This window comes from Colwellia sp. 1_MG-2023, assembly GCF_030546755.1.
Lineage (GTDB): Bacteria > Pseudomonadota > Gammaproteobacteria > Enterobacterales > Alteromonadaceae > Thalassotalea_H.
In genome coordinates this window covers 320,388-344,950 of the sequence record NZ_JAUOPE010000004.1, presented here as the reverse complement: position 1 = coordinate 344,950, position 24,563 = coordinate 320,388, and the positions used below count along the sequence as shown (strand labels likewise).

Annotated in this window: 24 protein-coding genes and 4 tRNA genes; 4 read left to right on the top strand and 24 right to left on the bottom strand. The window is 37.1% G+C overall.

The window, feature by feature from the left end:
• The 13 genes from Q4493_RS07020 to ompR form a co-directional block, all read right to left on the bottom strand.
• The coding region (locus Q4493_RS07020) for a GTP-binding protein (protein WP_303450793.1) at positions 1-155 on the bottom strand (155 nt) is incomplete at its 3' end.
• A gap of 77 nt (positions 156-232) precedes the next feature.
• Positions 233-308, bottom strand: a tRNA-Thr gene (locus Q4493_RS07015).
• 14 nt (positions 309-322) lie between these two features.
• Positions 323-396: transfer RNA gene (locus Q4493_RS07010), tRNA-Gly, on the bottom strand.
• A 26-nt stretch (positions 397-422) separates the two neighbouring features.
• Positions 423-507 (bottom strand) — tRNA-Tyr (locus Q4493_RS07005).
• A gap of 47 nt (positions 508-554) precedes the next feature.
• A tRNA-Thr gene (locus tag Q4493_RS07000) sits at positions 555-630 on the bottom strand.
• A 124-nt stretch (positions 631-754) separates the two neighbouring features.
• Positions 755-1,501 (bottom strand): type III pantothenate kinase, encoded by a 747-nt coding sequence (locus Q4493_RS06995; RefSeq protein ID WP_303450754.1) that lies wholly within the window; start codon positions 1,499-1,501, stop codon positions 755-757.
• Entirely contained in the window at positions 1,498-2,475 is a 978-nt protein-coding gene (gene birA, locus Q4493_RS06990; RefSeq protein WP_303450750.1) for a bifunctional biotin--[acetyl-CoA-carboxylase] ligase/biotin operon repressor BirA, read from the bottom strand. Before birA ends, Q4493_RS06995 begins: the two co-directional genes overlap by 4 nt.
• Positions 2,476-2,485: 10 nt before the next feature.
• Complete coding sequence (gene murB, locus Q4493_RS06985) at positions 2,486-3,511, bottom strand: UDP-N-acetylmuramate dehydrogenase (protein ID WP_303450747.1); 1,026 nt, start codon at positions 3,509-3,511, stop codon at positions 2,486-2,488.
• A 78-nt stretch (positions 3,512-3,589) separates the two neighbouring features.
• On the bottom strand, positions 3,590-5,740 hold the full coding sequence (locus Q4493_RS06980; protein ID WP_303450744.1) for a polysaccharide biosynthesis tyrosine autokinase: 2,151 nt from the start codon (positions 5,738-5,740) through the stop codon (positions 3,590-3,592).
• Positions 5,740-6,258, bottom strand: coding sequence for a polysaccharide biosynthesis/export family protein (locus Q4493_RS06975; RefSeq protein WP_303450741.1), 519 nt, complete (start codon positions 6,256-6,258; stop codon positions 5,740-5,742). The genes Q4493_RS06980 and Q4493_RS06975 overlap by 1 nt, the downstream gene beginning before the upstream one ends.
• Before the next feature lie 19 nt (positions 6,259-6,277).
• The gene (locus tag Q4493_RS06970) at positions 6,278-7,474 is read right to left on the bottom strand and encodes an outer membrane beta-barrel protein (protein ID WP_303450739.1); all 1,197 of its coding nucleotides are present in this window, start codon (positions 7,472-7,474) and stop codon (positions 6,278-6,280) included.
• Positions 7,475-7,652: 178 nt separating this feature from the next.
• A complete protein-coding gene (gene envZ / locus Q4493_RS06965; RefSeq protein ID WP_303450736.1) occupies positions 7,653-8,948 on the bottom strand; it encodes a two-component system sensor histidine kinase EnvZ in 1,296 nt (431 codons plus the stop codon).
• Between the two features lie 17 nt (positions 8,949-8,965).
• Positions 8,966-9,691 carry a two-component system response regulator OmpR gene (gene ompR / locus Q4493_RS06960; RefSeq protein ID WP_303450734.1) on the bottom strand — a complete coding sequence of 242 codons (726 nt, stop codon included), beginning with the start codon at positions 9,689-9,691 and terminating at the stop codon, positions 8,966-8,968.
• A 347-nt stretch (positions 9,692-10,038) separates the two neighbouring features.
• Between ompR and Q4493_RS06955 the strand changes: the two genes are divergently transcribed.
• Positions 10,039-10,434, top strand: a complete 396-nt coding sequence (locus Q4493_RS06955) for a hypothetical protein (protein ID WP_303450732.1) — start codon at positions 10,039-10,041, stop codon at positions 10,432-10,434.
• Here the strand turns inward: Q4493_RS06955 and Q4493_RS06950 are convergent.
• From Q4493_RS06950 to Q4493_RS06940, 3 genes are all read right to left on the bottom strand, one after another.
• Complete coding sequence (locus Q4493_RS06950) at positions 10,403-10,873, bottom strand: hypothetical protein (protein ID WP_303450730.1); 471 nt, start codon at positions 10,871-10,873, stop codon at positions 10,403-10,405. The two genes, Q4493_RS06955 and Q4493_RS06950, sit on opposite strands and share 32 nt — an antisense overlap.
• 171 nt (positions 10,874-11,044) lie before the next feature.
• Positions 11,045-13,264: a xanthine dehydrogenase family protein molybdopterin-binding subunit gene (locus tag Q4493_RS06945; protein ID WP_303450729.1), complete on the bottom strand. Its 2,220-nt coding sequence runs from the start codon at positions 13,262-13,264 to the stop codon at positions 11,045-11,047.
• Positions 13,264-13,734 carry a (2Fe-2S)-binding protein gene (locus Q4493_RS06940; protein WP_303450727.1) on the bottom strand — a complete coding sequence of 157 codons (471 nt, stop codon included), beginning with the start codon at positions 13,732-13,734 and terminating at the stop codon, positions 13,264-13,266. Before Q4493_RS06940 ends, Q4493_RS06945 begins: the two co-directional genes overlap by 1 nt.
• A gap of 305 nt (positions 13,735-14,039) precedes the next feature.
• Between Q4493_RS06940 and Q4493_RS06935 the strand changes: the two genes are divergently transcribed.
• The gene (locus tag Q4493_RS06935) at positions 14,040-14,498 is read left to right on the top strand and encodes a TlpA disulfide reductase family protein (RefSeq protein WP_303450724.1); all 459 of its coding nucleotides are present in this window, start codon (positions 14,040-14,042) and stop codon (positions 14,496-14,498) included.
• Between the two features lie 2 nt (positions 14,499-14,500).
• On the top strand, positions 14,501-15,313 hold the full coding sequence (locus tag Q4493_RS06930; protein ID WP_303450721.1) for a formyl transferase: 813 nt from the start codon (positions 14,501-14,503) through the stop codon (positions 15,311-15,313).
• 59 nt (positions 15,314-15,372) lie between these two features.
• Here the strand turns inward: Q4493_RS06930 and Q4493_RS06925 are convergent, their stop codons facing one another.
• The 6 genes from Q4493_RS06925 to pepN all read right to left on the bottom strand — a co-directional run bounded on the left by Q4493_RS06925 (position 15,373) and on the right by pepN (position 21,624).
• A complete protein-coding gene (locus tag Q4493_RS06925; RefSeq protein WP_303450718.1) occupies positions 15,373-15,840 on the bottom strand; it encodes an FKBP-type peptidyl-prolyl cis-trans isomerase in 468 nt (155 codons plus the stop codon).
• A gap of 242 nt (positions 15,841-16,082) precedes the next feature.
• Positions 16,083-17,021, bottom strand: a complete 939-nt coding sequence (locus Q4493_RS06920) for a PDZ domain-containing protein (protein WP_303450716.1) — start codon at positions 17,019-17,021, stop codon at positions 16,083-16,085.
• Positions 17,022-17,099: 78 nt separating this feature from the next.
• Positions 17,100-17,630, bottom strand: coding sequence for a PDZ domain-containing protein (locus tag Q4493_RS06915; RefSeq protein WP_303450713.1), 531 nt, complete (start codon positions 17,628-17,630; stop codon positions 17,100-17,102).
• 13 nt (positions 17,631-17,643) lie between these two features.
• Positions 17,644-18,219, bottom strand: a complete 576-nt coding sequence (locus Q4493_RS06910; protein ID WP_303450711.1) for a hypothetical protein — start codon at positions 18,217-18,219, stop codon at positions 17,644-17,646.
• Positions 18,206-18,775, bottom strand: a complete 570-nt coding sequence (locus Q4493_RS06905) for an RNA polymerase sigma factor (protein WP_303450708.1) — start codon at positions 18,773-18,775, stop codon at positions 18,206-18,208. The genes Q4493_RS06910 and Q4493_RS06905 overlap by 14 nt, the downstream gene beginning before the upstream one ends.
• A 149-nt stretch (positions 18,776-18,924) precedes the next feature.
• Positions 18,925-21,624, bottom strand: coding sequence for an aminopeptidase N (pepN, locus tag Q4493_RS06900; protein ID WP_303450706.1), 2,700 nt, complete (start codon positions 21,622-21,624; stop codon positions 18,925-18,927).
• 305 nt (positions 21,625-21,929) lie between these two features.
• Here pepN and Q4493_RS06895 point away from each other — a divergent pair, with 305 nt between their 5' ends.
• Positions 21,930-22,853, top strand: coding sequence for an alpha/beta hydrolase (locus tag Q4493_RS06895; RefSeq protein ID WP_303450703.1), 924 nt, complete (start codon positions 21,930-21,932; stop codon positions 22,851-22,853).
• A 7-nt stretch (positions 22,854-22,860) separates the two neighbouring features.
• Here the strand turns inward: Q4493_RS06895 and Q4493_RS06890 are convergent, their stop codons facing one another.
• A complete protein-coding gene (locus Q4493_RS06890; protein ID WP_303450700.1) occupies positions 22,861-23,838 on the bottom strand; it encodes a tetratricopeptide repeat protein in 978 nt (325 codons plus the stop codon).
• Positions 23,839-23,841: 3 nt separating this feature from the next.
• Positions 23,842-24,543, bottom strand: a complete 702-nt coding sequence (locus tag Q4493_RS06885; protein WP_303450697.1) for a phage tail protein — start codon at positions 24,541-24,543, stop codon at positions 23,842-23,844.
• Between the last annotated feature and the right edge of the window lie 20 nt (positions 24,544-24,563).

Genomic DNA, 24,563 nt, shown 5'->3' with positions numbered 1-24,563 from the left:
TTATCAATTTGTGCGAAGTCTTTTACATCACCACCGAAAGCTTTTGTTAATACCGCAGAGATAGCAGCTGTTAACGTAGTCTTACCGTGATCAACGTGTCCGATTGTACCAACGTTTACATGTGGTTTCGAACGTTCAAATTTTTCTTTAGCCATTATAAAATACCTCAAGGGTGTTAACAAAATTAATAAATTATTTACTAGAGATAAAGAATAGACCAAGAATTAAGGAATGGTGCTGATAGGCAGATTCGAACTGCCGACCTCACCCTTACCAAGGGTGCGCTCTACCAACTGAGCCATATCAGCATTCAACTTAAAAATGGAGCGGGCGGCGAGAATCGAACTCGCAGCTTTAGCTTGGAAGGCTAAGGTATTACCACTATACGACGCCCGCTTAATCTTTTAGTTATCTCTGCAAAATGGTGGAGGGAGGTGGATTCGAACCACCGAAGGCGGAGCCGTCAGATTTACAGTCTGATCCCTTTGGCCACTCGGGAACCCCTCCAATATTTTGGACTTAATCACTATTTCATCATAGTCATTAAGTATTAATGGTGCCGACTGCCGGAGTCGAACTGGCGACCTACTGATTACAAGTCAGTTGCTCTACCAACTGAGCTAAGTCGGCACTACATTAAGTGGTGCGAATTCTAGAGTAATGTTTTGCCCCTTGCAATAAAAAAGCGTAAAAAAATAAAGTTTTTTATACTTTTTTATTGCAAGTGATGTTTTTTTACCCAAAGTCGATTTATTTAAGCACAGTTCTTCGCATCATAACGGTTAATTCCTACAAAAATTAACTTTTCAATGTATTCACATTCTATTGCCATTAATTGCTTAAGCTTTGCCGCATTTCCGCCAGTTAAAATAATCTTTAACGATTCATCTTGAGATAAGTATTGTGAATGAGCACTAGCAATTGCAATATTGATGCAACCTATTGTTGCCGCCCAGTTCGCTTGATTAACAGCATCAGAAGTATTATTAGCGAATGCTATTTGATTGATTTCCTTTGGCGTAGCAATCACTTTTTTCGTATTGTTAGTCACACTTGAAAACATTAACTCTATTCCAGGTAATATCCATCCACCTTGATGAACACCTGAAGATGTTAATAAATCTATCGTGGTAGCCGTGCCAACATCAATAATCAGTGCAGCTTGATTTGGAAATAACGTTGACGCTCCAATTAATCCTAACCAACGGTCAACACCAAAGGTACTTGGGTCGTCGTAAGCACATCTTAGATTAAATTTTTCCGTTTCACTTTTAACAAAACAATACGCTATGTTTTGAGATTCACACCACAATGAAATAGTTTGGTTAATTTGACTATCATTAACGTTACTCACTATGCATTGTGCTACGGCTGGAAAGTTTTTTGTTAACCATTGCTGATTGATCAAATGGCTTTCAATTGAGGTAACCGCCGATAGTTCGCCTTGTTGAAAGGTCACGTATTTGCACAGCGTATTGCCGACATCAATCAATAATTTCACAGTAACCCTCGCAAACTCACTTCACCACCGTAAATAGGTTTAATTTGTCCATCTACTTCAAGCATTAAAGCGCCTTGATTATTAATACCTCGACATATTCCTAACGTTTCTTTTTCGCCGGTAATTAGTCTTACTGGTTTGTTTAAATACAAATCTTGCTTGTGCCAATCGTCAAGCATGGTCACTATACTGCTTTCTTTATGTTGATTTAAACGGGAGATAAGACAATTGATGAGCGTTGCCACTAACTGATTTCTATCAACTTCAACAGAAATAATTGATTGTAAATCGGTCCATGGTTGATCAATATTTTCTGCCGCTTTCATCGGCATATTAATGTTTAAACCTATCCCTATTACACAATGGCTTGATTCTAACGCTTGCCCTTCTAATTCAATTAAAATACCCGCTAATTTTTTGCCATTTGCATAGATATCATTCGGCCACTTTAATTCTACTTCAACATCATATAATTGTTTTATTGCATCACTCACGGCAATTGCCGCAACAACACTCAGCCCCATGGCCGCAGAAATCCCTTGCGTTAAACACCAATACATAGACATATAAATATGTGAGCCAAACGGTGAGATCCATTGTCGCCCCCTACGACCACGACCGGCATTTTGAAACTCAGCCACACAAACTTGACCCAATTTTACTTGATGTGGAATTCGGCGTAATAAATAACTATTGGTCGAATCAATTACACTATGCACTTCTAGGGAAACGGCACAATCATCGTCTTGTAAATGTTCACTGATAAGCGTTTTATCTAATAAATGCAGTGGTTGTGCAAAACGATAGCCTTTACCGGTCACACAAAAAACATCTAGCCCCATTTCTTGTAACCCAGAGATATGCTTAGATACTGCGGCCCTGCTGATCCCAAGTTCATCACCTATCGCTTGACCAGAGATAAACTGCCCCGGCGCAAGCCGTTTAATTAATTGTTCTTTTACTGATTTTGCCATATGTCGATAATTACGCTTGATTAGGTTGAGTTAATTCAATTAAACCTTTGCTCGATAATAATCTGACTTCAGGTTGAAGAAAAATATCGAATTTGGCTAATACTTGGCTTTGTACATATTGCGCTAAATGAATAATATCTTGACCGTTTTTACTAGCGTAGTTCACCAGTACTAATGCCTGTGTTTCTGCTACGCCAACCTCACCTGTGCTATATCCTTTTAACCCTGATTGTTCAATCAACCAACCCGCAGCTAATTTTACTTTGCCATTGTCTTGCATATAAGCCGGCATATTTGGGTATTTTACTTTTAGTGTTTCGAAGGTTTGCTTGTCAACCACAGGGTTTTTAAAGAAACTCCCCGCGTTAGGTAAAATTTCTGGATCAGGTAATTTAGCTTGGCGAATAGCAATGACCTTATTGAACACTTCTTTGGCGGTAGCATCACTGGGTAATTCATCTAAGCCACGATAAGTTAAGTTTGCTTGCCACAGTTTAGCTAACCGAATGGTAACTTCAACAATAAGTCCTTTACCCGCAAGTTGATTTTTAAAGATACTATCTCGATAAGCAAATTTGCAGGCCGAGCGATTTAACTTTTTAATGGTTTTGCTGGCAAATTCATACCATAAGACATGATCAATAACATCGGCCAGTTCAGTGCCATAAGCGCCAATGTTTTGCACAGGTGCTGCACCAACACTTCCAGGGATCAAGGCTAAATTCTCAATACCATAATAATTATTTTCAACGCAAAAACTGACTAAAGTATGCCAATTTTCACCGCATTGAGCAGAAATAAGTATAGAGTCGCCGGCGTCTTTAACCGTTATACCTTGAAAGTCAGGTTGTAAAATTGCGGTAGTAGTGGCTTCGGTAAACAAAGTATTGCTACCAGCTCCTAAGATATAAAAAGGAGAAGTTAAGTGTTCTAGAATATCTTCCAATTCTGATAACGAGTGCGGTTGATAAAATGCAGGACAAATGGCTGGAAAAGCAAAACTATTATGCCGACTTAAATCGTATTCTTGCTGCATTGTGTTCATTTTTAGAAAAGAATTTCGCTCATTGTAATAGAAATCAATCAGCTTAGGTATGGAAAATTTTGTTGGTAATTATCCTTGCTTACGCATCGGAAGCTTAATGATATTGGCTTTACTAGTATAATATTTATTTTGGTATTTATCGGTATCTATGTTTTCACTGTGGTTAATGACTACGCCATCTACAGGAGCATTAACTTGTCTGAGTAAACGTAAACCTGTGGTAATTTGTTCTCGCTTGGTTTTTCCACCATGAACAATATATAAAACACTGTCCACCAAACGCGAAATAATTACGGCGTCACTAACGGCATTGACCGGCGGCGTTTCAATAATGATGCGGTCATAAAAATTACCAAAAACTTTAATAAGCATGTTAAAACGTTTCATCGACAAAAATGCAAGCGGATTTGCTGGGGTGATCCCTGACGTTAAAATATCTAACTTAACGTTTTTATCGCGTACTATACATTCATTAATTTGATGAGTTTTGGCTAATAAATTAGATAAGCCTGGGCGATGAGGCGGTAAATCCATATTCTTATAAATAGTTGGATGACGCATGTCGGCTTCAATTAATAACACTTTTTCCATTTCGCTAAAAGAGCGCGCTAACTCTAATGCAACGGTTGACTTTCCTTCATTTGGCACCGATGAAGTAACGGCAATAACTTTAGGCGGTTTTTTCTCATGATTAAATAACAAAGACGTTCGTAACGTGCGAATCGCTTCAACAAATCGATTATCAGTATAATATTTTTTATCACTATCGTTGGTTTTAGGTCGAAACTTCGGTAGTACAGCTAAAATAGGCGCTTCATTAAAGTTTTCTAATTTACGTCGTGAATTAAGCGTATCCATTAATAGTTCACGTAAAATCACCACCATAGAAATAAAACCAAGTGACAAAATAAAAGCTAAAATTACCGCCATTGTTTTATTAGGCGCGACCGGTCCTTTAGGAATAATAGCTTTATCGATAAAGCGAACATAGAAATTCGATTTATAATTGCCCATCGCATCAGTTTCTTTCAGACGAATTAAATAATTGCTATAAAGCTCTTTATTCGTCTCAACTTCACGCTGTAACTGTGAGAATTTATTTTTAAGCCGACTCATTTTTAAATAATTTTGTTTGGTAATGTTAAGTCGTTCCGTATCAGCTTTCACTTTTTCTGCCGAAGAAAAGTACTCTTTCTCAATCGCAATAACCAAGTCATTCACTTGTTCTTCTAAATTACGACGCAATGAGGTTAATTCAGCTTCAACAGACATTCTTTTCGGATGTTTAGGACCATAACGTTGAGAAAGCTCAGTAAGTTTACGCTCGATTTCTTCTTCAGCGCGGCGCAGTTGAATATAACTAGGCTTACTATTTATTTCTTGAAGATCCGTTAATTGCGTGTAATTACCTTTATGCTTTTGAATGTATTGATAAGTAACTTTTAAGTCGCCCTCTTTTTTCGAGGCTTTTAATAATGAGGATGTTAACTCGGTCAATTCCGACTCGATAAGACCGTCTAGTCCTTTAACATCAACAATGCCTTCACTTTCACGATAAGCTTGCAAAGCTTGTTCAGAGGTTTCAAGTTTTTTACCTAATTCTTCAAGTTGATCAACTAACCATTGCGAGGTTGATTCTTTTGAAGCGCTATGAATTTCATCTTGATATTGAAGATAAGTTTGACCCACTTGATTCGCCACTTTTTGGGCTAATCGAGGATCATAAGCAGTGAAGGTTATTTTTACTAATTCAGTTTCAACAATAGGCGATATTTTTAATCTGTCTTGAAAGTCTTCCACAACCTGACCAATACTCGGCGGTGTAGAAGGTTTATTTCTGTCAGCAAGAAACTGAAGTTTATCGTTATATTTACCACTGTTAAATTCTTCGTGAACTGTAAGATTTAACTTTGACACGACACGTTCAGCAAATTTTCTTGACCGCAACAACTCGTATTGAGTTTGAATTTGTTCGTAACTTGCTGAACTTTCATTAAACGCATCATTAATCGATAAGGTGTTTTTAGGTTTATTACTACCAATTTGTAAAATGGCAGTCGCTTGATAGGAATGTTTTAGAAGAGACACATAAAAAGCCACCACTAAACTCATTAGTAGTGTGAAAATAATAATTTTCCATCGTCTTGTCCAAAGCGGACTTAAAACTTCTTTTAAGTTTATTTCGTCTTGAACTATTTTAGGATGCTCGTGTTCGTTCATCAAAAAAAGCTTTGCTCTATCTCAATTATGTCGTCTGGGTACACCAATGTCATAACACTTCCGGTGATTATGACGCTCTTACCATCAACAATCCTTGTGATTTTCCATTCAGTTTTCGATGCTCTATTCCCTAAACCACCAGCAAGGGCTATGGCTTTATCAAGCGTTAAATCATCTTGATACGGATAACCGCCGGGTCGCATGACTTGTCCATGAATAAAAAAAGGTCGGTATTGTACAATCGACACCGTTACTTGTGGGTTGATCAAATAATCACCCAACAAACCTTGTTTAATTACATTTTCTAGTTTTTTAGGTGTTAAACCAATCACCTTAATATCATCTAAAAAAGGGAAGGAAATAAAACCTGTTTTATTAATTTTTACATTGGTCGATAAATCGGGTTCATCATAAACAACAATTGATATTTGATCCCCAGGCCCTAAAACATAATCAGAACCAAAAGAATTTGTACTAAAAGTACTAACCAACCAAAATAAAAAGACTAAAAATCGCATATTTTTTATCCACCCAATCCTAAAGAGTAACATCAAACCCTATTGAAATGCTATTTCTCTGATAATCGAGCACAATTTCAGAAGCACTTAAATCATGATATTGATATTTTAGGTAAATGGATAACCACTCGTTTCTTTGGTACTGCAACGTAAATTGACTAAATAAATAGTCTTCTTTTTCTTGGCTTTGCTGATAAATAATTTTTTCTCGTTTAGTGCCAACAACCGCAGTAACCTTGAATAAATCACTCAACTGAGAGGTTACATTCATATCAAAATTATCGACAATACGATAACTATTGGATAGACGGTTCGCTTCTTGAAAATCCCTCTCGGTTTTTATCGCGACTTTTGTAGAATAAATAGGATGCCATTGCCAATCAAATCGCCATTTAAAGCCGTCATCATCATTAAACGTAGCGTGAGCAAATTTTATCTGTTGGTATCCTAATAATAGTGCCAATTGGCTGATCTCAGTGGTTTGCCATTTCATCCCAGCTAACGCAGTATATTTCTTCTTATTGAGAACATTATTATGCTCAAAGGATATATTTTCATAGGCGATATTCGTTGCTAAATACGACCGCCCAGATAATAAATAGTCAAATGAAATATGAGCAAAACGCTTTTGTTGATCTAACAAGTAGGTATTATTTCTACGCGTTTTATATTGATGGGTATATTGTCCTAATTCGGCAGTTAATTTTGCCACGGAAACTTGTGAGCCATACAAATAACCGACTGAATAATTTGTGGCTTCGCGTTTATCGCCTTGGGTAAGTAACTTCGCATTACCTAAGGTCAGGCCTGTCCCTCGGTTTTCATAGCTATTAGCCAACCTTGTGTTAATAAAAAGTGCTTTGTTAGGTGCAATCTTATATTGATATCGAGGTGCGAGAGTAAAGTTTGTATGATCATCTTGTGAAAAATCTTGATATTTAACGTGCTCACTTTCAAAGTCGAGATTAAGTAACTGATTTTCAAATTGTGTTTGAAGCGCTAACGAAGGCGATAATGTGATAAAAGCGGTTTGTTCTTTATGCTGATTACTGAATAAAAAATTATCAGTTTGGCCTATTTCAGTATGTAATGAAAGATTAAAAAAATTGCCTGATTCCGTATTAAAATCACCTTTCGCAAAAACGTTTGCGCTTAGAAATATCCACGATAAAAGATAAACGTCAGTGAATTTTAATCGAAATTTTTTATTATTCATGTCAATAACAGCATTATTTTAATAAATGACATTCCACAGGATTTTAACGAAGAACACAAGCAGGTAGGCAAAAAATTTTACATTTTGTTAACCAAACGAAAATATATCACAATAAAATTAATTTTGCTTAAAATATCTTCACATTGCTTGTTTTGCAACCTTGATGAGATGAGTCGAGTTAATGAGAAACAGGTAAAATTACTTTTGCTGACAGCCCCCCTTCTTCTCGATTGGTCAGTAAAATTCTTCCTCCATGAGTATCAATAATTCGCTTAATAATCGCCAAACCTAAGCCACTACCTTCAGTTCCGCGAGCCTTATCACCTTGTGTAAAAGGTTGAAACAATCGCTCGATATCCGCTTCAGGAATACCGGGGCCGAAATCACACACGGAAAAATAAGCAAACCGGCCTGTCTCATCCATGCCTGAATTGATAATAATATCCCCCTCACTATAACGAACGGCATTTTGAATTAAATTGGCAACAACACGTTTTATAGCGACATAACGTAAAGGAATTTTTACTATTGGCTGTGCATTTAGAGTAATTTTTCTATCTAAAATAGATTCAGATTGCACCACTTCACTTAATAACACATTAAGATCATCAAGCTCAGCTTTATCTTTACTATCATGGCGTATGTAATCGATGAATTGATCGATAATGGTATTCATATCATCAATATCGCCATCAATGCCTTCTTTAAGAAACTCATCTTGTTTAGACATCATTTCTGTCGCTAACCTTATGCGTGTTAAAGGCGTTCTTAAATCATGGGAGATACCTGCCATCAATAAATTTCGGTCATCCTCTAATTGCTTAATACCTTTTGACATATGATTAAATGCTTGAGTAACAGCCACTATTTCTGTGGTACCACGTTCTGCTAATGGTTCTGGAAAGTCACCACGCCCCACATCATGTGCCGCAGATTGTAATGATTTAAGAGGACGGTTTAATTGCCGTACAAACAACCAACCACCAATAACACTTAAGGCACCCAGAATCATTAATACGATAATTAACGGACTATAATTGGCCTCTTCTAAACCCGTTAACGGTATTTTCACCCAATAGTTGGGCGCTTGAGGCGGACGTATCCAGAAAAGAAACTCATCACCTTGTGAAATACGAACTTCGGCTGGACCGCCTAACAGCTCAGTCATTATAGAAGAACGGAATTCAAAATAGGTCGCGTCTGCCAACCCTAACGGTAAAGCATCTTGTTCGGTGTAAATGCCAATGCCAGTTTCTAAGTGGAACGCTTTGGCCATGGCAGGAGTTAACACAGGGTCTTTTACATCTAAAAAAACCACGCGTACTTGTTTAGCTAACAATTGATCTACTTGATCTGATTGTGGCTGTACTATGTACACCATAATGGAAACCAATGAGACGACTTGATTGATTAATAGCAAAACACCAATCAATAAAATTGTTTGCCCAAAAGCACTACGTGGCAATATTTTCATAAAGGTTTATTTGTCAGTTATGCAACTGCTTTTCCTTCCGGAACAAACACATAACCTAATCCCCAAACGGTTTGAATATAACGAGGCTTAGCTGGATCTTCTTCAAGCATTCTACGTAAACGAGAAACTTGGACATCAATACTCCGCTCTAACGCTGAATAATCACGGCCGCGTGCTAAATTCATTAATTTATCGCGAGAAAGTGGCTCTCTTGGGTGAGTAATTAAGGCTTTTAATACGGCAAACTCACCACTGGTTAAAGGCATATTAACATCACCTTTAAGCATTTCACGTGTTGCTAAGTTTAATTGGTAATCGCCAAATTCAATAATATTTTCTTCTTGTGATGGTGCACCAGGGGCTTCTTGAACTCGTCTTCTTAAAACGGCTTTAATACGAGCCAATAATTCTCGTGGATTAAAAGGTTTTGGCATATAGTCATCGGCACCCAATTCCAAACCAATGATACGGTCAACCTCATCACCTTTAGCGGTTAACATGACAATAGGAATATCATTTGAACCTTGACGCAAGCGTCGACAAATAGATAAACCATCTTCTCCAGGCAACATTAAATCTAACACGAGTAAATGAAAGTTTTCACGTTCGAGTAAACGATCCATTTGTTCAGAATTTGCCGCACTCCTTACAACAAAACCTTGTTCAACAAGATACCGTTCTAATAATGCGCGCAAACGCATATCATCATCTACAACCAATACTTTAGGTGTTTCGTGGCTCATATCTCACCTTTATTTTTCCCAACTGTTATTTTTTGACTTATCGCTACTATATGCTATTGCCCGCAATTTTAACAAAGTTACTATGTGTCAAAGCAACAGCATTTGTTACAAATTATTAACAGTATAGATTATCTAAGACAAAGTATTATAAGAAAAAATTATTATATTTCCTCGCTTAGAAGTTATCATGAATTTCCATACTTACTAAATCTTTTCTGAACATGAGCAACGGAAACAAAAAACGCTCACCTTCTTTCATCACACAACATTCACGTTATAAATCTGGAAGGAAGTTCATATAATTTTTTTATCTGCGTTAATTACGAAAAGTAAGGTAGAATGCGAGCATGAAAACTTGGATTTATTTCTTTAAAGCACCTAGACGTGTGCTCAGTATTAATCGAAAGCGCCAACTAACGAAATTAAAGCGTCAGCTTATTCGTGTCAAAATTGCGCTCGCCCAAGAAAAAGTGGAAACTAAAGAAATGCTAAGCATCTACCGCCGTTACACTATCAAGCAAGCAACACCTGAAGAAATGAAACAAGCAAATAGGCAATTTCTTGATGTGTTAAAAGGATTAGGTATAGGTGTGTTTGCCGTATTACCTTTTGCCCCTATTACCATTCCTATCGTTATAAAATTAGGTAAATGGGTGGGTGTAGATATTTTGCCAAGTTCATTTAATGAAGAGCGTGTGAAAAATACAATTGTTATTTCAGATAACCAATCGCCTGATCAGTAACACACTGCGTGAAACTGCTTTGTCTTTCCTCTTTTGACAATCGAGATATTGCTTGTTTTACTAATTTTGTTTTAACTTTTCTGTCAGCTTCGGGTAAATCTTTCAGCTGCTCGTGAAAACAGCCAATCAGACCAAAATTTAAAGCTGTTTCTGAATTTGGCAGCTCACCTTGCAAACAAGTACTTAATTTTTCAGCAAGGTCATCTCGGGTCACTTTCGTCACTAACTCTGCAACTTGATAATTTACGTTATCTGTTTTTCTTACCTGATTACACGCAAAGAAAATATCTGCGACGGCGACTATAGGGATGAGCTTTTCATGTTGCATACTAAATTTGTCTTTTAACCACTTTTTATGCTCAGCTGTCATTTCAGATGCAGCAGCATTGACCACTAAACAAAAAAATGAAAGTAAAAAAACGATATTTTTAGATAACATAAAACCATCCATTAAAGTCAATAAATAGCGTGAATAAACCACTATTGTACGAAAACTATCATAGTAAAGTTCATCGCAAAGTTGAAGTAGATTTATCTTTCAATAATACAACTGAAATAAAAAAGCCATCTCAACATTGAGATGGCAGATTACAAAGGTAACATTCAGTTTTTAAACCGTCATAGGTTTAAATGGAATATCGCGATATCGTTTTCCAGAAGCCGCAAAAACGGCATTACTTAATGCCGGTGCAAACGGTGCAACACCAGGTTCACCAAGACCAGTAGGTTTATGATCTGATTCAACAATATGAACATTTACCTTAGGCATATCATTGATACGCATTACTGGATAGTTATGGAAGTTAGAATTTACTACCGCACCTTCTCTAAAAGTAATTTCCGTACTAAGCGCCAGCGACATGCCCATAACAACAGCACCTTCCATTTGCGCGGTTGCGCCATCACGGTTTAATACTTGGCCACAGTCAATGACACAATCAACTTGCAGTACTTTAATATTATCGCCATCTGACTCAACCCTAACAGCCATAGCGACATAGCTTTGAAAACTATAATGTACTGCTAAACCAATACCTTGTCCTTTAGGAAGATTTTCACGCTCAAACCAGCCCGACTGCTTAGCTGCAATTTCTAAAGCATTTTTAGAGCGACTGACTTGCTCTTTTTGCTCTTCAATATTATTTGCATCATACAATTGATTCAAAAATGTTAACGGATCTTTACCCGCTTTATAGGCTAATTCATCCGCGAAAGTACTAAATGAGAAACCATAAAAAATCGCATAAACAGCGCGATACCAACCAATTCGCGTATGTGCTTTCGCGTCGCCTATTTCACTTCTAAAATTAGGTAGGCCGAAAGGATAATTATCAACGGCAGAAACATCATCTTTAGACGGTTTGACAGTCGCTGGATTAAATAATGAGCCAATTGGCGGAAAAGCCGTACGATGTAGCCAGCCTGTTACTGCGCCGTTCTCATCTAGTGATGCTTCAATATGTTGAGCACTAATAGAGTGGTAATAACCCGTACGCATGTCTTCTTCACGAGACCACGTTAACTGTATAGGAAAACCGGTTTTTTCAGAAAGAACTGCCGCTTCATGTACGTAGTCACATTTAAATTTACGACCAAATGCACCACCTGCCATGGTGACATGAACAATAATATCTTTAGGTTCACGTTTTAAATACTGACCAAGTACTTTTTGGATATCAGCAGGAGATTGGGTTGCTGCCCACACCTCACATTTATCTTTTTCAACAAACACAACACTGGCATTGGGCTCCATAGGAGAATGCGATAAATGACCGCCAGTATATGTAGCTTTAAGGGTTTTAGCTGCCGTAGCAAAAGCAGAGTTTACGTCTCCCCGTTCAGTCGCTAGTTCAGCAGGGTTTTCAACATTTTTTACTAATTGTTTTTTATAAGCAACGGTGTCATAGCTGGCATTTTCACCTAAATCCCATTCAATCTTTAATTTCGCTAAAGCTTGTTGTGCAGTCCAAGTATTATCAGCCACAACGGCAACACCACCAATTGAACCATAAGGCACAGCTAAACGATCAACCACAATGACGTCTAACACTCCCTTCATAGCTAATGCCTCATCTTTTACAAGAGACTTCAACTTACCACCAAGTACCGGACAATGCGTAATGGCGGCATACTTTAAACCGGGTAATTTAGTATCTACACCATAAACACGTTCACCAACGACTACTTTTCCTTGGTCGTGTCTTGGCAGTGCTTTGCCAATGTAGTTATAGGCAGACTTTGCTTTTAATGCTGGTTTTTCAGGTACAGGTTGTGTCGCGGCTAGGCTAGCTAGTTGCCCGAAAGAGAGCTTTTTGCCTGTCGATTTTTGATATACAAAATGATTTTTTGCTTCACAGTCATCAACGGATACTTTCCAAACTTTTGCCGCAGCCGCAACTAACATAAGTTTAGCGGCAGCGCCTGCTTCACGCATTGGCTCGTACATCACACGAATACTTGCTGAACCACCGGTGCCCTGTGGACCATATTTTTCATCGCCATCAGCCTGTTGCACAGTAACCCGTGACCAATCTGCTTCCATTTCATCGGCAACCGCTGCCGGCAAAGCAGTACTAATACCTTGGCCCATTTCACAACGACCACAATATAGCAGTAAATCACCATTTTCTTGTAAATGAATAAAAGCATTAGGATTAAAAGCAGCCTCACTTTCCGAATGACTAAATGCCATCGCTTTTGAAGGAATTGCCACGCCTAGTACCAAACCAGTGGTCGCCACACCAGAAGCTTTGATAAAATTACGGCGACTGACATTTTCAATATGGTTGGTTTCGTTTGCTTTATTAGTTAATTTTTCAAGAATACTCATTACGAAACCTCCTTGGCTAATTCAAAGGCTGCTTCACCAATCGCCTTTTTAATACGTTGATAAGTACCACATCGACAAATATTGCCTTGCATCGCAGTATCAATTTCTTCAGCAGTAGGCGTTGGATTAGTCGCCAAGAACCCCGCCGCGTTCATAATTTGTCCAGCCTGACAATAGCCACACTGAGGAACATTATTATTTAACCAAGCTTTTTGTAAGGGGTGGTCACCATTTTCAGATAAACCTTCAATCGTGGTAATTGCTTTTCCTGCCAACATGCCAACAGGCGTTATACAGGCGCGAGTTGCAACACCATCAACATGAACTGTACAAGCACCGCATAAACCTGCGCCACAGCCAAACTTAGTGCCTGTTATTTCTAAGCGGTCACGTAAAAACCACAATAACGGCATATCATTGTCAACATCGATAGGGTGTTGTTCACCATTTATAGTTATAGATTTATCCATAGTAGTCACTTATTTTTCGGTTAAGTAATCAGCACTTTATACAGTAACACTTGCTGATGATCAGAGTACAGTAAAACGATTTAACCCCTTTTTTATAAGATAAACAACGGGTAATTAATACTTTGTTACAAGTGATAAAAGTAATCTAATCGGGTAAGTTTGTTTCAATAATGTTGACTAATGGTAGTAGCAATTAAGTTTAATTTCTATTTAAATTGGTAATTAATCCCTTGCAAAAAATAGTATTTAAAAGCTTATAACTGTGTAAACATAACCTTAGCGTCTTATTAACTTGTAGAGAACAAATGAACAAATACAATATTATTTTGATCGCGGCAATATCATTATTGATAAGTCATATTAGCTTCGCCGATACGTTAAGCGACTTTGAAAGCCAAGTAGCGCGCCACAAAGGCAAAGTTATTTACGTAGACTTTTGGGCATCTTGGTGCATTCCCTGTCGAAAATCTTTTCCGTGGATGAATGACATGCAAGCTAAATACGCGGATAAGAACTTTACTATTCTCAGTGTTAATTTGGATGCAGAGTCAGACTTAGCTGAAAAGTTTTTAAAAGAGACTCCGGCACAATTTCCAATTTTTTATGATCCAAAAGGTAAGGTTGCCCGAGCATTTAAATTAAAAGGCATGCCCAGTAGTTTTATCATAAATAAAGAAGGAAAAATTGTCAGTACTCATGTTGGTTTTACCGAAGAAAAGAAGCAGCAATACCAACAAGAAATTGTAAACTTATTGGCTGAATAACGGTGAAAATATTATTTCTTGCTAATAAAGATCTGGCCAGCAATTTTGCTCTGAATAAGATATTACCTGAAATATCGGCAAATCATGACACTCACTTATGGTTATCTGCTCGCGTAGGAAAAGAAGGCAATCCACCAAAACAATTAGCTCGATTAAAGTTTTTCGAACAAGATTTATTTAATCAATTACTCAGTCCTCTCATACAGAGAGCGAAGAATAAAAAGTCATATAAAACTTTTGAGAATTTCACCTCTCTTTTAAGTTCAGAAATAAGAGAAGTTAACCAAATTAACTCACCACAAATGATTGAAGATTTAAAAGCTCTTGCGCCAGACCTTATCGTTTCAATTCGCTATGGCGGTATTTTAAAAGAGCAGGTTATTAACGTTCCTCACAGAGGCGTTATTAACCTTCATTCGGGGATATTGCCAAAATATAAAGGTGTCATGGCGACATTTTGGGCACTGAAAAATAAAGACAGTGAAATAGGCACTACTTTACATACGATTGATGACAGCTCTATTGATACCGGGAAAATCATAAAGGTTTCAAGGTTAAAAGTAATGGCAGGCCGCTCTTATCTTTATCATGTACTTGAGCTTTATAAACAAGGGGCTTTAGATATTTTAAGCGCGATTGAAACGCTTTCAGCAGGATTAACTCTCAACTCTCATCCACAAGATGAGAGTCAGAGCTATTTTACATTTCCAAATGCTTCAGAATGTGAGGAATTTGAAAATGACGGACTAACAATCGTTGATGAACAGGCATACATGGCGTTTATGCAACGTTATTATATTGATAATAACGCTTAAGCCTTTAACCTTTAACCTTTAACCTTACAGCCTACTCAATGTATTGATAAATGAGCAATTTATTGAATCGCTAACAGCTCAACTTCAAAGATAAGCAATGAACCCGGTAGTATTTTACCCGTAGCACTATTACCATAACCAAGATTAGCCGGAATAAAAAATTTAAACTTATCGCCAACAGTCATGAGTTGCACACCTTCGGTCCACCCTTTTATCACTTGGCTTAAACCAAAACTAAGTGGTTTACCACGCACAACAGAGCTATCGAACATAGTACCGTCTAGTAACGTTCCATGGTAGTGAACACTTACCTTAGAACTAGCGGTTGGATGTTCTGTGCCTTCCCCTGATTTCAACACTTGATATTGCAAGCCAGATTCCGTTTCTATCACCCCTTCAACCGATTTATTGCTCGCTAAAAACTGCTCACCTATTTTAATATTTTCTGCCGCTAATGCTTTGTTATTGTTATTTCTCACTAAAAGAAAGATTATCAAAACAATTGCTACCACTAAAAAAACTTTCATTACTTTCCTATAAAAAATTATTACGCTGAAATCAGTCTAACATTCGAAGTAATACAGATAAAATTAATAAGTGAATAATCATTATTTATTGAATAGCAAAAGGATAAACAATCAGAATCATTTATTTCACAGATAAAAAAGCACTTCGATGGAAGTGCTTGTATGAGCGAACTCAAGTTAATAAACTTTTATAAGTAAATTAGCTAACTAAAAATTCCTACTAATAATTTCATGTTAATAAATTAAAGACTACATTCCTTAGTTTCAGTCTTCCATATAACTGGCTGCCACTTAATTTTCTTCTGAATGCGAGTACCCATCGTATGTCTAGTCCTATCAAAACGAGATTCGTCATGAATTTTTACGGCGACATAATAAGTCGTATTAGCCTGAATATCTATTTCTAATGGCATGGCTTTACCATCAGGGCGCCCACTTGAAACTCCATTATAGCCACGATATAAAGACAATTGATGTTTACCAACAGGTAACTGTATAAACCTTCTCTCTATTGGAACTCCAAGACCATCAACTTGTTTAAACAATGCATCATAAAGTTCACCCGATCTGAATAAAGAAACAGCCCCACAAGCATTATCTAAGTTTGTTATTTCACCTTCTAAAGGTTCGTTACTTGTCATAGATGAATTATTTGAACTACTATTGCCCATACTCAAAGTGACGGCAGGCACTGAAACGCCACTGAGTTTCGTTTTGAATTCTTTATAATTACCTGATGTTTCGCCCCCTAAAGTTAACTCCTCATTAGGTTTTATATTACTTAATGCATTTAACGCCGCATTTGAGGGTAACGTTTTTAATTCAATACCATTAATGTGCTGGATAAAATCATTGACTTTCAATCCTAGCTTTTCTGCACTGCTGCCTGCTTTAACCGAGATAATTTGATATCCTGTATTGGCGATGTTGCGATTTAATAAGACGCCTAAATTTACATACAGCTTTTCTGGCAACGATAATGAATGATAGAAATTTTCCATATCATTTCCTGAATTACTTTCATTGACCGCGATAGCCAGTCTTGTAGCTTCTATTTTCTTTTGTAATTGCTCGATAAGTTTTTGTGAGTCATCCGTTAAAACGGTCGAATCTAACGTCGCAGCTGATGAAAAGCTTAATAACATCCAACTGGTAACTAATAATAATTTGAGTAATTTCATAATATTCCCTATTTTATAATAGTAATTCTCTTGTTAAGTTAAATTTGAACTATTAATTGAACAAGCTGAACTATTTCCTTAGTTTTTACCTACATTCAATCTGATAGCAGGAAGCAGTACACCATGAATTTTCACAACAATTTCTTGATAAACACCTTTAGATTCAACGCCTAGCGATATAACATCATCAGGGTTTACCTTATATAAAGTACCAATAACTGCCTTTTTCGATAATTCCCCAACATTCACGCCATCAATTTTTTGTATGAAATCATTAACCCGTATGCCAAGTTTATATGCATCGCTGCCAGGCGTTACAGATATCACCTGATACCCCTGATCTTTTATAGTTAAGTTTACTAATAATCCTAAGTTCGCATATTGCTTTTCAGGCAATGAAATAGCGTAATTTAGTTCAGTAATATCTTTATTCTTACTGCTTTCATTCTTGGCGATAGCAAGAGTCGTTGCTTCAATTTCTTTCTGTAAGTTCGACAATAATTGTTGAGTACTTGGCGTATGCTCAACTTTTTTTGAGTCTTGAATCGCATATGCTGAAGCATTAAAGGTTAAACCAATTAACAGCGCGAGTAAGATAGTTTTTGTCATCAGATAATTTCCATTAAATATTGACGCTACTTTGGGAAGATTGACGAGAAAATTGATTTTTCATTAATGCCAAACGTTGAGTCCACAACTTTGATAAATCATCAATTGCTCCTTCTTCAAGGTAAGCTTGCTGAATAGACAAATCTATTAGACTTAATTCAGACTGCATTAGAGCAACATCTATTGGTTGATTATTCTTTTCGTTTAAAGACTCAAATAACTGTTGCTGTAGTTGATTATTTTCTAATATCAAATTAGCTAATTGCTGATCTTTATTTAATTCTGGTGCATTTAACATATTCACTGATGGCATATAAATCATTAATAAAGCGGACGCCGCTATCGTTAAACTCGCCACTTGCCAAAATTTAAAAGCGGAAATACGTGGTTTAGCTATCACTTGCTGACTTTCGAATTGCTCTTTAATTGCTTGCCAATTTTTGTTTGGCATCTCAACGGTTGGCAAAGCATTGAATTGATCTCTAATCTTTATAAGGTTTTTAGCTCGTAAACTACACTCTTTACATTGTTCTAAATGATGTTTATTTTCATCACTTAGTTCAAGCAACTGTTGATCATTTAAGTGCATGGTTTTGCCCTCGATCTAACGTCATTTCCATTAAACTGCTATACGCTCGACTTAAAGTGGTTTTTGAAAAACTTTCTGACTTACCAAAAAAGGCAGCTATTTCTTTATGCTTATAACCTTCTATTTCGTGCAATATAATTACCGCACGACTCATAGTGGGTAATGCTTTAAGCAAAAAATCAAGATCGCTACATGCAGAAAGCCACTCTGTGCCAAATAAATTTGTTTCTTGTTGCTCTAAAATTTCGTCATCTGAAACAAGACGTAAAAGGTTTTCAGACTTCACTCTATTAATGGTTTCATTGGCGACAATACGTCTCACCCACCCAGCAAAAGCACCATCATGTTTAAATTTGTTGATATTATTCATTACTTTAATAAAAGCCTCTTGCACAATATCTTGAGCTAAAGCTTGATTATTACAAATGCGAAAGGCCAAGTTATAACTCGCATCAGCATACGTAAGATAAATTGTCTCAAATGCCAAAATATCGCCCGCTTGAGCTTGCTGTATCACTCCTTGTGATAAATGCTGTTGAAATCCTGATAAGGCCATTAAACGTTCTTTTAATTAGTCGTTATATAGATAGACAAATGAAAATGTAAAAGGGTTACAAAATATATCAATTAAATTGTATTTACTTTTCAATATACAAAAAAAGCACTTCGATGGAAGTGCTTTTTGTTCACAAGGTTAATCGAAAATTACTTAAGTAATGTTAATGCTTTCACACATCGTTCGACATTTTGATGTTGTGCTTTAACTGACTTTAACGCTTGTGGTTTCATGTCTTTATAATCATCAACAAGTTTTGCCAATTCAGTCTCACTTTCAGCCGTACATTCTGTCGGTAACATTGAACCGGTAAATGCACTTAATAATTCTAAATCGCTACCTTCGTTCAACTTGGGAATATGCGCTAGAATTTTTGCTTTATAAGGAGCTTCAAGCTTACCTTGATCTGATGGGAATAACCCCCACATGATGTAGCGCAATGTTGAAAGTTTTAAGTTGTCTGGGTTATTCACCACCACATCAAACCATTTAGCTTTTACTTGTTCTTCTGGGCGAAGTACTTCAGCATATATCGCGCTTTTAATGCCGCTGTCTGAATTATCTTTCGCTTTTTCGGCTTCAAGTAAAGCTGCATAGTTTCCGTGTTGATAACGATTTAATTGCGTAAGAATCTTCCAACGCTTATCTTGGTCGATCGTTAAACCATCATACGATTTTTCGCCTTGTAGAACATTTAAAAGGTTTTTTAAATGTTTATCAGACTTAGACATAGACACATAACGGCTATACCACATTTTTTGAAAATCAGAACCCGCTTCAGCTTTTTCTAGTAAACCTAAATATAAGTCTTCAACTTCACGATATAAATCAGCATAATCTTTCTGCTCCAAACGAGTTGCCGTTGTTAAATAGCGCAATGCTGTGGTTAAACTTCCGGCAATTTTTCGCACGACGTTGTAGTCAGTTTCACCTTCGATATTGGCAATAGCAAAGTGCACAAATTTGTCAGCTGCTAAGTTGGCATCACGAACACTGTCAGACAAACTTTGCCATAACATTAATCGCATTGTGGTGCTTTCAACGGCATTGATATGTTTTTCAACTGAGGCAAGTGACTTGTCATCTAAATCAACTTTAACAAAGCCCCAATCAGCTTCGTTAGGATAAACAAGATCAGGACATGCTTGACCAATTGCTGCTGTAACTTCCGTATTCGCGCCTTTATAAGTCACCGGAATTGCTGTCGTTAAAGTCATCTTATTATCAGCATAATTATATAAGCCAACTTGTACACGTTGCTCACGTAACGTTGGATAATCAGACGGCGCTGTTTGTTCAATGTTCAATTGGCTAATTTTATTATCGCTACATTGATAATTCACTTTAATAGTATTTAAGCCGGCATTGTATAACCAGTCTTGTGTCCACTGCGTCATATCTTTACCAGCAGCTTTACCCAATTCGCCAATAAAATCATCAAGCTCAGTATTTTTATATGAGAATTTTTTCAGATAATTACTCACGCCAACGCGGAAGTTTTCTTCACCTAAGTAATAAGGCAATTGCTTCAGTACTGACGCACCTTTACCGTAAGTAATGCCATCAAAGTTAGTTAACGCATCACCTGTTGAAGGTACCGGCAATTCAATCGCATGAGTATTTACTGAGTCATCACTTCTGTATGCCCATTGTTTAGTCCCTGAATAGAAAACATCCCAGGCGTTTTCAAAGTCACTCGCTTCATTAATCGCTAAATTTGCCATATAAGTGGCGAAACTTTCGTTTAACCATAAGCCATTCCACCAGCGCATAGTTACTAAATCGCCAAACCACATATGTGCCATTTCATGAGCGATAACATTGGCTAAACCCATTTTTGCCAGTGTCGATTTTTCTCCACGCGCAATATAACCTTCGTTAAACGTAACTGCCGCAACGTTTTCCATTGCGCCAGCATTAAAATCAGGCGCAACAATTTGATCGTATTTCACAAACGGGTAGCGAACATCAAAATAGTCATTAAAAAATTTAAAGCTTTGTTTCGTTGGTTCGAACCATTCTTCCGTTTTTACATATTCCGCTAAACTTTGGCGAGCAAACAATCGCAGCGGAATATCTTCAAATTTATCTTCCCATACGGCGTAGTTACCCGCATGAAGAGAGAAAATATAAGAAGAAAACTTGGCTGACTCTGGGAAGTTCCAAACATTGTTTTCACCTTGTTGATCAATTGCCGTTTCACGCACTGAAGTAATTACTTTCCAATGACTTGGCGCTGTTACCTGCATGGTGTATTTAGCTTTTAAGTCAGGCTGATCAAAATGTGGAAATAAACGGTTCGCATCATAAGGTTCAAAGTCTGTGTATAAATACACTTCGCCATTTTCAGGGTCTACAAAACGATGTAAACCTGAGCCATCGGTCGCATAAGGACGTTGATAATCAACGGTAACTGTATTTTTACCTTCTGCTAACTCAGCGGCAGGCACTGTGATAAACCATTTTTCATAAGTAAATGAAACCGGTTTACCATTTACTTTTACTGAATTTACCGACCCCATTTCAAAATCAATGGTTAGGTCGTTTTGATTGTTGGCGACTAAATCAAAACTAAGATCCGTTACCCCAGAAAAACTTTCCGTTTTGTTATCTAGGGTAACTTGTAAGTTGTAAGTAACATTATTAACTTGCTGAGCACGCATTTTCGCATAATCCTCATATAAGGATTCGCTATTTTGACGTGTTACTTTAGCTATCGCAGTTTGTTCAGCAACAGACGGGGATTGAGGCGCTTGAGCAGTGTTTTCTTCACATGCAGTTAAGCTTATCGCAGAGGCAGCAATAGCTAAAGCTAGCGCATTCTTAAGGCGAGATTTTACTATGTTCATTATGTGGAACCTTGTTGTTAGTTATTTAGGTTTTATGCTTTTATCATTATTTTTTATGTAGCAAATTTGTTAACGGGGTTTTATATCATAAGTTTTCAAGTACGTCAGGGCATTATATTGTATATCTTGGGTTTTGAGATAAATTAACTGATTTATCAGATAAATGAATGATTAACTAAAACAAAAATCATTATTTAACGACTCTCAAATTATCTATAGTGAAACAAACAATTACCCATTATCGAAATATTTGACTGAAATTTTGGCTTAACTTAAATAGCCGTGTGGAAATAGCAGAGGCTCATTTGTCTAAAATAAAAAACAATCACTTGCTCTATCAAGACTTCGATTTAAAATCACTTGAACAAGAATACTCACCGAGTAGTTGCATAGATGATATTAACGTCTACATTAACCAATACCTCACGTTGAGCCAGCAAAACCTCCTTTATGCACAGCAACAACATAAAGTGTTGGAAAATCTTCAATATGGTTATTCAAAAGATGAAGTACTAGATTTATTTCTGCCATTTGATTCAGGCAACGTTCAAAAGAAAATTCATGTTTATTTTCATGGTGGCTATTGGCAAGAGCTTTCAAAAAATGAATCTTGTTTTGCCGCCAATAACTTTCAACAGCAAGGCTTTCATTTTGCCGTCATTAATTATTCACTAGCCCCACAAGCAACATTGACAGAAATTGTTGAGCAATGTCGACAAGCCATCGTTTGGCTTTATCAACACGCGAATGAATATGGGTATGATAACAATGAAATTTATCTTTCTGGCAGTTCGGCGGGTGGGCATTTAGCCATGATGTTGGCGCTTACTGATTGGTCACAATACCTCACAGTTAAGTCAAATATAATCAAAGGCATATGTGCCGTTAGCGGTATTTATGATCTAACTCCGATTGCGCAAACCTATATCAACAAACCTTTGCAATTAACATCACAAGAAATCATTGAAAATAGTCCGCTTTTGATCGATTTAGAAAGTAATCATACAGCAAATATACCCTTACCTGACTGTAAAGTTATTCTGGCGTATGGTGATAACGAAACCAATGAATTTAAACGACAAACTAACGCAATGAAGCAACGATTAACAAAACAAAACATCCACTCGTCATTCACTGAAATTGAGGGTAAAAACCATTTCGATGTTATTCTCGACTTATCAATTCCTGACTCTTGGCTTAGCCAAAGTGTACTTCAACAAATGGCTTAACCGTTAACTAATCTAGAAAGTTATTCACCTGTTCGTCTAATTTAGGTTGCCAACTTTCAGGCATTTCATTGGTTATCAGCATTAAAAAATCAAGGTTCTCTTGACTAGGGTTAACTTGGTATGCCGTTTTAGCCCACAAGTAAGATTTGGCCAACACTGAGGACGCATTTTCGGCGTCAACAGTTGCTAACTTTCGCCAATATATAGCTGCTGTTTTTTCATAAGATGGGGCATATTTTAATGAGGAAGAGGTTTCCATCATCAAAACCGCTTTTTCCATTAAATCAGTATCATCTTGCTGAGTTATCACCATAGAATAATAAAGATTCGCCAATTTAAACGCTGCCTGTCCTGAATTGCGCTGAACAGCCTGTTGATACCAATATTCTGCCCTAGCAACATTTTGTAATGGTGAAGATAAAACATATGCATCACCTAAGGTAATTTGTGCAGCAACTGCACTCCGCTCTGCGGCAGGCGTACACCATTCAATTACTTTTTTAATATCTTGGTTTTGCCATTTCGAATCTAAATATAATCTGCCAATATCACAGCCTGCATCATGCAAGCCATTTTCAAAAGCTTTTTTATACCAATAGCTTGGCAGCGATTCTACGTCAGTTAGTTGTGATTCAAGGGGAGCGGCAAGATAGTTAAAATTGATACAGTCAGCAAACTCTTTTTGAGCTTGTGGGATCTCAGATAATGCCGCTTGATAAAACCAATGACACGCTTGAGAGTTATTTTTTTCCACTTTACCCCAGCCTAATTTATAAAATAAGCCAAGTGTCATGTTTGCAAGCGAATGATTATTTTTGGCAAGCGCTTCAAAAAGTTTAAACGATTGATCAAACTTTTCTTCTGCAAGTAATTGTTGTGCAACTTGTAATGATTGATTTGAGTCTTGTTTATTAGCTAGTATATTTTGGCTAAAGACAATAAAAAACAGCCCGATAACGAGCTGTTTGTAGGTATTAAATCTCATGAATTAATTCCTTGATGGAAATGTTCCTTGAGTTGCTATAATCCAATTCATGGTGATATAAGGTGCTCTGATATCAAATTGTTGTCCTGCGCCATTTGCATTAACGTTGGTGGTTGCTGTAGAAGTTACCGCACCCGATAAGTTTAACGCTATAGAGTCTGGATGCATGGCTACACTCGGCGCTGATGCACTGTAAATATTTTGACGATTAGGACTTTGGCCTAAAGCTTTACCGCCTGGAGTATTACTAGAAGAGCGCCCATTAACGGCATTTAAATCAGCAACACCATCAATTGTCACATCATTTACAACTGTTGTTGTCGCCGTATGAGTATGTGACGGCATATGAATAGTAGTTAACGTCTGAAATTCTCGTCCACTTTTTTGACCAAGTCGATAGTCTTGTAAACCTGGTCCATGTCCCGATCCAATAACCGAACGACCTCGCGTATCAGGCAAGGCAAAGGTTGTATATCCATTGCCGCCATATGTTGTACCTAAAATTGAAAATAGTGCACTGTTTTGACTGATAGGAAGCAACTGGCCTTGAGCCAATGCATACCCTCGAGGCGCGAAATTACCCGCGAATACACACATAGAACCAAGCATTGATTCGAATGAGCTACAAGCTAGGGCGCTTTTACCAATGAATAGACTCGGTAATAATATTAACAGTAAGGCAATTTTTTTATATAAATTTTTCATGGTTAAATCCTTTTTTATTT

Bases quoted from the DNA above. Each gene is read 5' to 3' on its own strand.
- birA (WP_303450750.1), bottom strand. From the start codon at position 2,475: ATGGCAAAATCAGTAAAAGAACAATTAATTAAACGGCTTGCGCCGGGG.
- murB (WP_303450747.1), bottom strand. From the start codon at position 3,511: ATGCAGCAAGAATACGATTTAAGTCGGCATAATAGTTTTGCTTTTCCA.
- Q4493_RS06980 (WP_303450744.1), bottom strand. From the start codon at position 5,740: ATGAACGAACACGAGCATCCTAAAATAGTTCAAGACGAAATAAACTTA.
- Q4493_RS06975 (WP_303450741.1), bottom strand. From the start codon at position 6,258: ATGCGATTTTTAGTCTTTTTATTTTGGTTGGTTAGTACTTTTAGTACA.
- Q4493_RS06970 (WP_303450739.1), bottom strand. From the start codon at position 7,474: ATGAATAATAAAAAATTTCGATTAAAATTCACTGACGTTTATCTTTTA.
- envZ (WP_303450736.1), bottom strand. From the start codon at position 8,948: ATGAAAATATTGCCACGTAGTGCTTTTGGGCAAACAATTTTATTGATT.
- ompR (WP_303450734.1), bottom strand. From the start codon at position 9,691: ATGAGCCACGAAACACCTAAAGTATTGGTTGTAGATGATGATATGCGT.
- Q4493_RS06955 (WP_303450732.1), top strand. From the start codon at position 10,039: ATGAAAACTTGGATTTATTTCTTTAAAGCACCTAGACGTGTGCTCAGT.
- Q4493_RS06950 (WP_303450730.1), bottom strand. From the start codon at position 10,873: ATGTTATCTAAAAATATCGTTTTTTTACTTTCATTTTTTTGTTTAGTG.
- Q4493_RS06945 (WP_303450729.1), bottom strand. From the start codon at position 13,264: ATGAGTATTCTTGAAAAATTAACTAATAAAGCAAACGAAACCAACCAT.
- Q4493_RS06940 (WP_303450727.1), bottom strand. From the start codon at position 13,734: ATGGATAAATCTATAACTATAAATGGTGAACAACACCCTATCGATGTT.
- Q4493_RS06935 (WP_303450724.1), top strand. From the start codon at position 14,040: ATGAACAAATACAATATTATTTTGATCGCGGCAATATCATTATTGATA.
- Q4493_RS06925 (WP_303450718.1), bottom strand. From the start codon at position 15,840: ATGAAAGTTTTTTTAGTGGTAGCAATTGTTTTGATAATCTTTCTTTTA.
- Q4493_RS06920 (WP_303450716.1), bottom strand. From the start codon at position 17,021: ATGAAATTACTCAAATTATTATTAGTTACCAGTTGGATGTTATTAAGC.
- Q4493_RS06915 (WP_303450713.1), bottom strand. From the start codon at position 17,630: ATGACAAAAACTATCTTACTCGCGCTGTTAATTGGTTTAACCTTTAAT.
- Q4493_RS06910 (WP_303450711.1), bottom strand. From the start codon at position 18,219: ATGCACTTAAATGATCAACAGTTGCTTGAACTAAGTGATGAAAATAAA.
- Q4493_RS06905 (WP_303450708.1), bottom strand. From the start codon at position 18,775: ATGGCCTTATCAGGATTTCAACAGCATTTATCACAAGGAGTGATACAG.
- pepN (WP_303450706.1), bottom strand. From the start codon at position 21,624: ATGAACATAGTAAAATCTCGCCTTAAGAATGCGCTAGCTTTAGCTATT.
- Q4493_RS06890 (WP_303450700.1), bottom strand. From the start codon at position 23,838: ATGAGATTTAATACCTACAAACAGCTCGTTATCGGGCTGTTTTTTATT.
- Q4493_RS06885 (WP_303450697.1), bottom strand. From the start codon at position 24,543: ATGAAAAATTTATATAAAAAAATTGCCTTACTGTTAATATTATTACCG.